Origin of the sequence: Acinetobacter sp. MYb191 (assembly GCF_037572605.1) — a bacterium.
GTDB classification, from domain to species: domain Bacteria; phylum Pseudomonadota; class Gammaproteobacteria; order Pseudomonadales; family Moraxellaceae; genus Acinetobacter; species Acinetobacter johnsonii.
Map to the genome: position 1 here is coordinate 1 of NZ_JBBGZP010000001.1, position 7,638 is coordinate 7,638.

Genomic DNA, 7,638 nt, shown 5'->3' on the forward strand with positions numbered 1-7,638 from the left:
TACGTGCTTGGCTCTCTGGAGAGCGACTAGCCAATAATTCCTGTAAGGTTTTAGCCATTAGATTGGTCTCCTAGGGTTGAGAGATGAAGTTCGTATTGCTGGTCTGCAATGTCCAGCATCTCTTTATAAAAACGCTTTTTACCGCCTTTATCACCGATGCACAGCACAATTGCCTGTCGTAATGGATCAAATGCGAAAAAGGCTCTTAGTGGTTTACCTCGATGTTGAACGCGTAGCTCTTTCATATTGGTAAATTTAGAGTCATACACAGTATCAACTAAAGGGCGACCTAAACTTGGTCCCTACTGCTGTAAAACAACCAAAGCGGCTAAGACTTTCTCTTGTGTTGATCCGTCTTGCTGTTCAAGCCATTCATTAAACAGATCTGTCGTGATGACTGTCCACATACCACAACCATAATATAGATTATAGTCTATATTTTAAGTGGATTATACTTGCTTTGCAAATGAGAAATTATAGGCAATAAAAAAGCCCGACATCCTGTCGGGCTTTTTCGTATTTGATGCGTTAGGTATAACTCCTGTCATACCTGCATTCTCCATTGCTGTCTTTTCTTATTCTTATCTGGAGCATCCTGCTCTCTATGTCCCCATAATAGGAAATTGATGAAAAATGGTATAGACGCAAAGCACCTGAATGGATGTGCGCCAAAACGTACAAGTCTGGCCACTTTTTATCCCAAGAGTTGTCCGCAGAAATTGGGGATTGTTTAGGCTAGGTATGGCTTGATAAATCACAACAATGCGTCATTTTGATTAAACATTGATCGATTTTATTGGCAAGAAGTATCAAATCTGCTCATAAAAAAGCCGACTTGTTTCCAAGTCGGCTTTTTACGGTTTTTTAGGTTGGTTAAAAATTTTTAACTATATGAAAAACAATAATATTTTAAATTGCGTTTCGTATAAGCTCTATTATGTTAAATGAAGAATTTTTATAAAAATAATTGACTTATTTTTTAATAAAGCAATAAGAGAATAAAATTCATTATTGTGTTTTTTGTTCGCATGTGCGAATATTGGATATATAAATATATTGGATGCCAGGAGTTGCTATGGAAAATCTAACTAGTCTTCAAGTTTTCAGTATTCGTCAAAACTTGGGCATGACAACATCAGAAGCTGGGACTTTAGTAAATGTGACTAAAAGAACATGGGAAAAATGGGAATCAGGACAGTCAATCATGCCAATTTCTAAACAAGAGCTTCTTACATATAAACTGAAATATAATGAAGGTAACTATCCTGATAATATTGAAATAGTTACGATTTTTGATCAGACAAATGCTGTAGTAATTGATGCCATTTCTAATGAAAACTTTTGTGGTTTAGAAAATAACAATAATGGTACTCATACAATTAAATCACTAGCCATTGATCGTTTCACAAAACGACCTTACATTTATAAAACAGTCTTTTTTGATAGCACTAATCATCATGTTTTTCCATATGTTGAAAAATGGATAAGTGCTATGGATAGATAGCCTTACGTTCGTAGTTGGGACTTATGTTAAATAAGAGATGATTTTCAAAATTTAAATAGCAGAAAGCCCACCAGAGGTGGGCTTTCCAAATTTTATGTCTATAACGAAGGACCACTAGAACTTAGTAAATCATTGAATTTACATAAGGGAAGATGATCACATCAGACTCTATATGGACTATTATAGTTATAATAATTCATATTGCAATATAATTTAGTTTAATGAGAAATTTATCTTCAGCTTTGATTGCTTTTACTCCATTTCTTTCGGATGTTAGATTGGTTCCTTATAGATTAACATTTGATATAAGTAATGATCATGAACTTATGGGAGCCTATCTATGGAGCCAACATACAGCAAGTGCGCTGTATCCACTTTTTCATTTTGTAGAAATATTTGTCAGAAATTCAATTGATAAAGAGGCAAAAAAAAGGTTTGGTGAGTTTTGGTGGGATAAGATTGCTTACAATGATACAGAACATACAACCCGAAAATTTATTTCAAATATTGAGAATGCGAAAGAAAATCTTCGTAAAGCATGGATCAAGGCTGAGAAAAAGAAAGATAGATCAAAATCTTACCCAACTTTAGAAAATGAATGTCCTAATTTTTCACATGATCAAATAGTTGCAGCAGCAGAGTTCTCTACATGGACTTTTCTTTTAACTAATGGATTTGTGAAACCACGACATGAACACGATTTAAACAAAAAGTACTTATGGCCTAAATCATTAGGGAAAACTTTTAAGAACTTTAATATGCTAGATAGTTCTCCATATAGGGCGTTGAAACCACTACATGATAATTTGACCGATATTCGTAATTATCGAAATCGTATATTCCATCATGAGCCTATTTGGATTAAGGGTGATACATCTAATTTGAATTCGATAAGAGCTATAGAAACAATCCGCCATAAAGTTAGTAAAATGGAGGATTTTATAAAAATAGTTGACCCAAATATCCATAAAGAATTAATGGAAATGAACTTGTTCAATAATGTAAGAAGGATTTGTTCAATTCAGGAGTTAGAAATTTATCAAGGTAAATCTAAAGAAATTATTGCAGAAAGTGAATCCCACTATATTCTTGACAAGAAAAAGATACAAGAAGCTACTTCAAAAACAGTCTGTATTGAATACGATAATCAGATATTTGGACTAATGAAAGTATTATGAAATTCATAAAGTAAAAATTATTAAAAAAGCCCGACATCCTGTTGGGCTTTTTCGTATTGATGGATTATGTATATTTATACTTATATATTTCTTTTAATCTGTTTGTCTCTTTATTAAATTCTCTATCGAAATCATAGTCGGAAAAACTTCTTTTCCATTCAGATGCATACCTTAATGCAACCCAAGATTCATAATACATAAATGGATTGAGACCTATAACATTGCCCAAATCAAACTCGGAGTTGCGTAAGCTGTGAATTTCGTTGTGCATCTTTCTCGCCTTTTCTAGATTCCAATCATTTACGAAAAGCAAAGTAGCTGAATATGCCATCAGTGGATTTTTAGAACGAACAGCTAGAATTGTCTTTGAGATTCTGTTGGACAGTAATGAATTTCCTTCAACAATCGACAAGGATAATTTAGTTGTATTGAAATATTTTTCTTGAAGGATTCCTCTGTCAAATTCATAAATACCATTGCTTTTCTTGGAAATCGACATTGTCTTTTTAATAATTGAATTTCTAATGAGGTAATATTTGAGATTAAGTATGCCATTTACATTTTTAGGCGATGGAAAGTTTAAGGCTAGTGATTTATAAACCTCTTGTTCTAACTCTTCCTCGCTTGTAATTCTTTTGCTGAGTTCAAGTTCGTTTGGAGGATTATCTTTATTGCCATGTAATAATGTACTTCTTAATATGTATAAAGGATGTTTTCCTGCATCAACCAAGAAGTCTTGTCGTGACCTCATTTCAAGAAACCAACAACGCATATTTCTTATATCTTCCTGAGTGAAGAAACTATGCTCTATTGCCGTACATACAAACTTTCGGATCACAGCTGTAACAGGACTTTGAGATTCCGATAAACTTACATAACAGTCGTTGGTTACTGTCGCTTGTTTATCTTTACCTGTGTAATGGTCACAGAATGTTCGATGTGCATCACAGCCATTGTCATTCTTAAAGGCAAAATGGGTTTGTTTCACTTTTTGATTGGTTTTACTTGATATACCTTCTTTAATGATTCGTGCACCACTTACACCACAACAAGGACACTCAATATCATCTTTTACAAATTGAGCGAGATCAGGCTTTTCTATCAGGTTATTGTATCTATTCTTAAATTGTTCTACGTCTAATTCACTTTTAAATGTTTTTGAATATGCTGTTATAGGCATTCAATAAATCCTACTATTATTTGAAAATATAACTTTAGTTTTTCTATTATTAACATAATACACCTTATTTGAAATCAAAAATGAGATCTTTAAGCACCCATTTTTATTGATTTTTTTAACTTTAAGTATGTTGCACCGTAAATTTTAAACCTAAAGTGTGAACTACACGATTGATAGTATCAAAACGAGGTGAAAAGCCATGACGAAGTGTTTTATAAATGGTTTAAGAGTCGCTCTTAACTTGGCTAAATTCATTTATGTTAAGTGAAAAACTTTGATGGACAATTTTAGATACAAATAAAAGGCTTTATCTTCATTGTTTTATCTTAGCTAATTAAGAGTGCTCAAGGCTGTAAATAGGAACTATACTTTAAGAAGTATAGAATTTTTTATAAAAAATTGGGGGTAAAATGGGCGTTAAAGATATTCTAAAAAGGGGAATGGATGAGAAAGATAAAAATGAGTTAGTCCGGTTACTTTCTCAAATTAAAACTATTAATGAAAGTCTTATAGCCAAATATGAATTGAGAGCTGATCTAATTCAACTTGTAGATAAACGACAGGGGGCAGCACGTGTCGTTAAAGAGGAAATTGATACTCTACGAAAAGAAATTGACGAACTTAAGGCTCAAAAACAGAGTTTGATTACTGAAATTGATACAGTATTAAAATTCAAAGAAGATGTGGAAGAATTAAAACTATTAATAGAAAGTAGAACTTCCACTGGGCAACCTTTAGCTGAAGCCATTAACAATTTGCTCAATATAGAAAACTATGAGGAATGGCTAAAGAAATCAAGAATCTTAGATGAGGTGTTTAAAGACGTTCATCTTCCTATGGATGACCGTGGAATATCAAAATCAGAAATTATTCAAGATACTTATGCTAAGTCAGAAGAATTAAATAAATATCTATTTGAAAAAGATGAAAAAGTAGAAGTAGATGGGGTCGCTACTACAAGAGATTTTTCACTTCGTAGAAGTTATAAATTAATAGATGAATATTATAAAAGGCTTTTCATATCTTCATTGGATGAAACAGATAATGAAATTCCCTCTATCACAGCCCAAATTGATAAAAAGAAAACTGAATTAGAAAGTTTTCATACCAAAATTTTTGGCGATAACAATGCTCAAAAAATTAGCCTTTCAGATGCTTTAGATGAAAGATTAAGACAACTTAAACTTGTAGAGGATGAAGCCAGAAAGGTTTTAAATAGAAGTAGTACGGCTGGTTTAGCAGGAGGTTTTTTTGAAAAAGCAAAAGAAGCAAAATACAACAAATGGGGAAGTTTAGCTGTATTTGCTGTCGCTTTAATCTTATTGGCTACATTCAATTTTAATCATATTGATTGGAAAAACTTAGACTCCATTACGTTTCAATCTATTGCTATTAGAGTAATGTTAAATATTCCTTTACTATGGTTGGCTACTGTTGCAAATATAAATTTGAATAAATATAGCCGTTTAGAACAGGAATATGGTCATAAAGAAGCTTTAGCAAGATCTTATGAAAAATATAGAGATGAAATATCTAAACTTCCTGATTTAGATAGTGAGGTTGATGAGCCAACAATGGCTAAGCTACATGCTGAATTGATTAAATTAAACTTGGAAGCATTCAAGAAAAATCCGACTGATGATATGGACAAAGCTAGAGCTAATTTTTTAGGAGAGAGATTTTTTAACCATAAAGAAATGGCTAAGGAAAATAATGACTAATTCTCTAAATTTCCAAAATTAAAATATTGATAATAATTGTTTTTATATTTAATAATTTAAATCTACTTGGATGAAAAAAACAACATACATAACTTACGTAAGTTATGTATGTTATTTAACTTATTTAATTTCGGTTAAGACAGCCAGTTGCAAATCTTCTTTTGATAGCTTCTGTAGCTGATGTAAAGCAGCTTTTAAAATAATTGAGCGATTTGCTTTTGCTACTCTGGAATCTATTAGTAGATCATCAATTTCTTGGCTTACTTCTTCAGTTAATGAAAAGGTAAATCGACGATATACCTGTTGAGAAGATTCTAGGCTTTTAACACGTTTAGTTGAGCCATTAATAAAATCGTCAATTTTTTGATCTGTAGATTTAGATTCTTGAGCTGATTTTGTTAAACCTTTAAGTGCCATTTAAAGCTCTCCTAAAAATTCTAAAGCAAGTTGCTCAATTTCAATGATTGCTTTTTTATCGGTATCAACTTCAAATACGGAAAGTCCATTTTCATCTGCATCATCATATACATTGCGGTTTGTTGTGAATTGGTTCAATGGGGATAAACCAAAAGACTCACATGCATCTTTTGCATCAAGAATTCGCTGTACTTGACTTGGTAATGTCGGACATTGAGTAATCACAGCCCTAGTAATTAAATTTGGGTTAACTGCTTTGGCCAATTTAATAAGTTGTTCAACATGAACTAATGTCTTTAAGTCACGACGTTTAGGACGGAATGGTAAAAGCATATGTGTTGCAATAGTCATTGCTGAGCGTAGAGCTTCAGAGTCTTGACCACCAGCATCAATAATAATGTCTTGATAACGTCGAGATAGATCGTCTAAAACTTGTCGAATATTACCTGCTGCTTGGACTGATGGAATGTTCTTTAAATCAGAGTTTTCATCTCTTTCTTTAACCCAATCTGTAGTAGTTCCTTGTGGGTCAGCATCTAAAAGTAAAATGTCTCGTTTTTTCTGCTGAAGGTAAACAGCTAAGTTTTGAGCAAGACAGCTTTTACCAGATCCCCCTTTTTCACCGCCAACTAAGATAATCATATTTTTATGTAACTTACGTAACTTATTTAACCTAAGAGTATCCGTAAATATGGAATAGATCAACAGGTTTAAGTTGAGTAAGTTACGTAAGTTATATAACTTATGCGAAAGTTACTAATATTTAAGAAAAAAAAATTTAAAATTTTTTTTTCTTAATCATTTTTATAAGATTTTAGGTCTCTATGAAGGGGGTTTTTTGAAATTAACAGGGGGCAAAAAAATTGTTATTAGATGATTTATAAGAAGTTATAGATGGAGAAACATACGAGTCTTGTTTTGTTAGTACAAATCAATATATGTATGTTTTTTAGAAGATTTTTCCTTTGAAAAATAAAAGCCCTCCTTGACATACATCAAGGAGGGCTTTAAATTCGTCGGTACGCAGTTATTTGATGGTGGAACATCAAGTAACGAAGATCAGCAGAGCTACCAACTCGTGCAGATTTCACCAATGGCTTGTACCTGAACTCTATTTTCACAGGAAAATGATATTAGTTCAAGCCCCTAAATGATAAGTCTTCGTTAGTTAAGTGTTTTTTTTCATCAAATAAGCTTTAAAAAGCAGGTTTTGCCTACTTCTGCGTGTCCGTTTTACGGCTGGCATGTGGTGTGGGTGGATGGAATTAAGCGACGCTAGCGCACCACAGCGATTGTTTTATATGGATAAAGCAAGAGTTGCTACTAGGGGAAATCGACAAAGCAACAACGTGATGAGTAGCTGAATACTTGGCTTAAATCGTAAATTGGGGAAACCCTTGCGGAGATAGTTGGGTTCAGTTGGTTTGAGAACGTGTCGATGCGGTGTGTGAATCGTAATCTCAGCCTATAAGGGGAAGCACAATTACCCTTTGCAGATACGACCGATGCGTGGCTCCGTCAGCCCGAAAAGGTGTATGGCAATACTTTAAGAGCAAGCAACTTTTTGCAGGCTCTTAGGGTGAGTATTGCCGAAACTCACTCAACGTTCACCATCAGCCCAAAGGGCTTGCCCGATGG

Annotated in this window: 7 protein-coding genes and 1 pseudogene; 3 read left to right on the forward strand and 5 right to left on the reverse strand. The window is 33.3% G+C overall.

What is annotated here, in order from left to right; genetic code table 11:
* Nucleotides 1–50: 50 nt before the first annotated feature.
* Nucleotides 51–407 (reverse strand): annotated as a pseudogene (locus WH214_RS00005) (type II toxin-antitoxin system RelE/ParE family toxin).
* A gap of 668 nt (nt 408–1,075) precedes the next feature.
* Between WH214_RS00005 and WH214_RS00010 the strand changes: the two are divergent.
* A complete protein-coding gene (locus tag WH214_RS00010) occupies nt 1,076–1,504 on the forward strand; it encodes a helix-turn-helix domain-containing protein (RefSeq protein WP_339423014.1) in 429 nt (142 codons plus the stop codon).
* Between the two features lie 221 nt (nt 1,505–1,725).
* A complete protein-coding gene (locus tag WH214_RS00015; RefSeq protein ID WP_339992706.1) occupies nt 1,726–2,682 on the forward strand; it encodes a hypothetical protein in 957 nt (318 codons plus the stop codon).
* A gap of 64 nt (nt 2,683–2,746) precedes the next feature.
* Here the strand turns inward: WH214_RS00015 and WH214_RS00020 are convergent, their stop codons facing one another.
* On the reverse strand, nt 2,747–3,862 hold the full coding sequence (locus WH214_RS00020; protein ID WP_339423002.1) for a hypothetical protein: 1,116 nt from the start codon (nt 3,860–3,862) through the stop codon (nt 2,747–2,749).
* A gap of 121 nt (nt 3,863–3,983) precedes the next feature.
* On the reverse strand, nt 3,984–4,082 hold the full coding sequence (locus WH214_RS00025; RefSeq protein WP_339423016.1) for a hypothetical protein: 99 nt from the start codon (nt 4,080–4,082) through the stop codon (nt 3,984–3,986).
* Nucleotides 4,083–4,272: 190 nt separating this feature from the next.
* Between WH214_RS00025 and WH214_RS00030 the strand changes: the two genes are divergently transcribed.
* The gene (locus tag WH214_RS00030; RefSeq protein WP_339423003.1) at nt 4,273–5,583 is read left to right on the forward strand and encodes a hypothetical protein; all 1,311 of its coding nucleotides are present in this window, start codon (nt 4,273–4,275) and stop codon (nt 5,581–5,583) included.
* Between the two features lie 120 nt (nt 5,584–5,703).
* Here WH214_RS00030 and WH214_RS00035 read toward each other — a convergent pair whose 3' ends face one another.
* Together WH214_RS00035 and WH214_RS00040 are read right to left on the reverse strand one after the other, a co-directional pair.
* Nucleotides 5,704–6,000, reverse strand: coding sequence for a hypothetical protein (locus WH214_RS00035; protein WP_339423004.1), 297 nt, complete (start codon nt 5,998–6,000; stop codon nt 5,704–5,706).
* Nucleotides 6,001–6,642: an AAA family ATPase gene (locus WH214_RS00040; RefSeq protein WP_078426706.1), complete on the reverse strand. Its 642-nt coding sequence runs from the start codon at nt 6,640–6,642 to the stop codon at nt 6,001–6,003. It abuts the gene before it with no gap.
* Between the last annotated feature and the right edge of the window lie 996 nt (nt 6,643–7,638).

Coding starts and splice junctions, on each gene's coding strand:
- WH214_RS00020 (WP_339423002.1), bottom strand. CDS start 3,862: ATGCCTATAACAGCATATTCAAAAACATTTAAAAGTGAATTAGACGTA.
- WH214_RS00015 (WP_339992706.1), top strand. CDS start 1,726: ATGAGAAATTTATCTTCAGCTTTGATTGCTTTTACTCCATTTCTTTCG.
- WH214_RS00010 (WP_339423014.1), top strand. CDS start 1,076: ATGGAAAATCTAACTAGTCTTCAAGTTTTCAGTATTCGTCAAAACTTG.
- WH214_RS00035 (WP_339423004.1), bottom strand. CDS start 6,000: ATGGCACTTAAAGGTTTAACAAAATCAGCTCAAGAATCTAAATCTACA.
- WH214_RS00030 (WP_339423003.1), top strand. CDS start 4,273: ATGGGCGTTAAAGATATTCTAAAAAGGGGAATGGATGAGAAAGATAAA.
- WH214_RS00040 (WP_078426706.1), bottom strand. CDS start 6,642: ATGATTATCTTAGTTGGCGGTGAAAAAGGGGGATCTGGTAAAAGCTGT.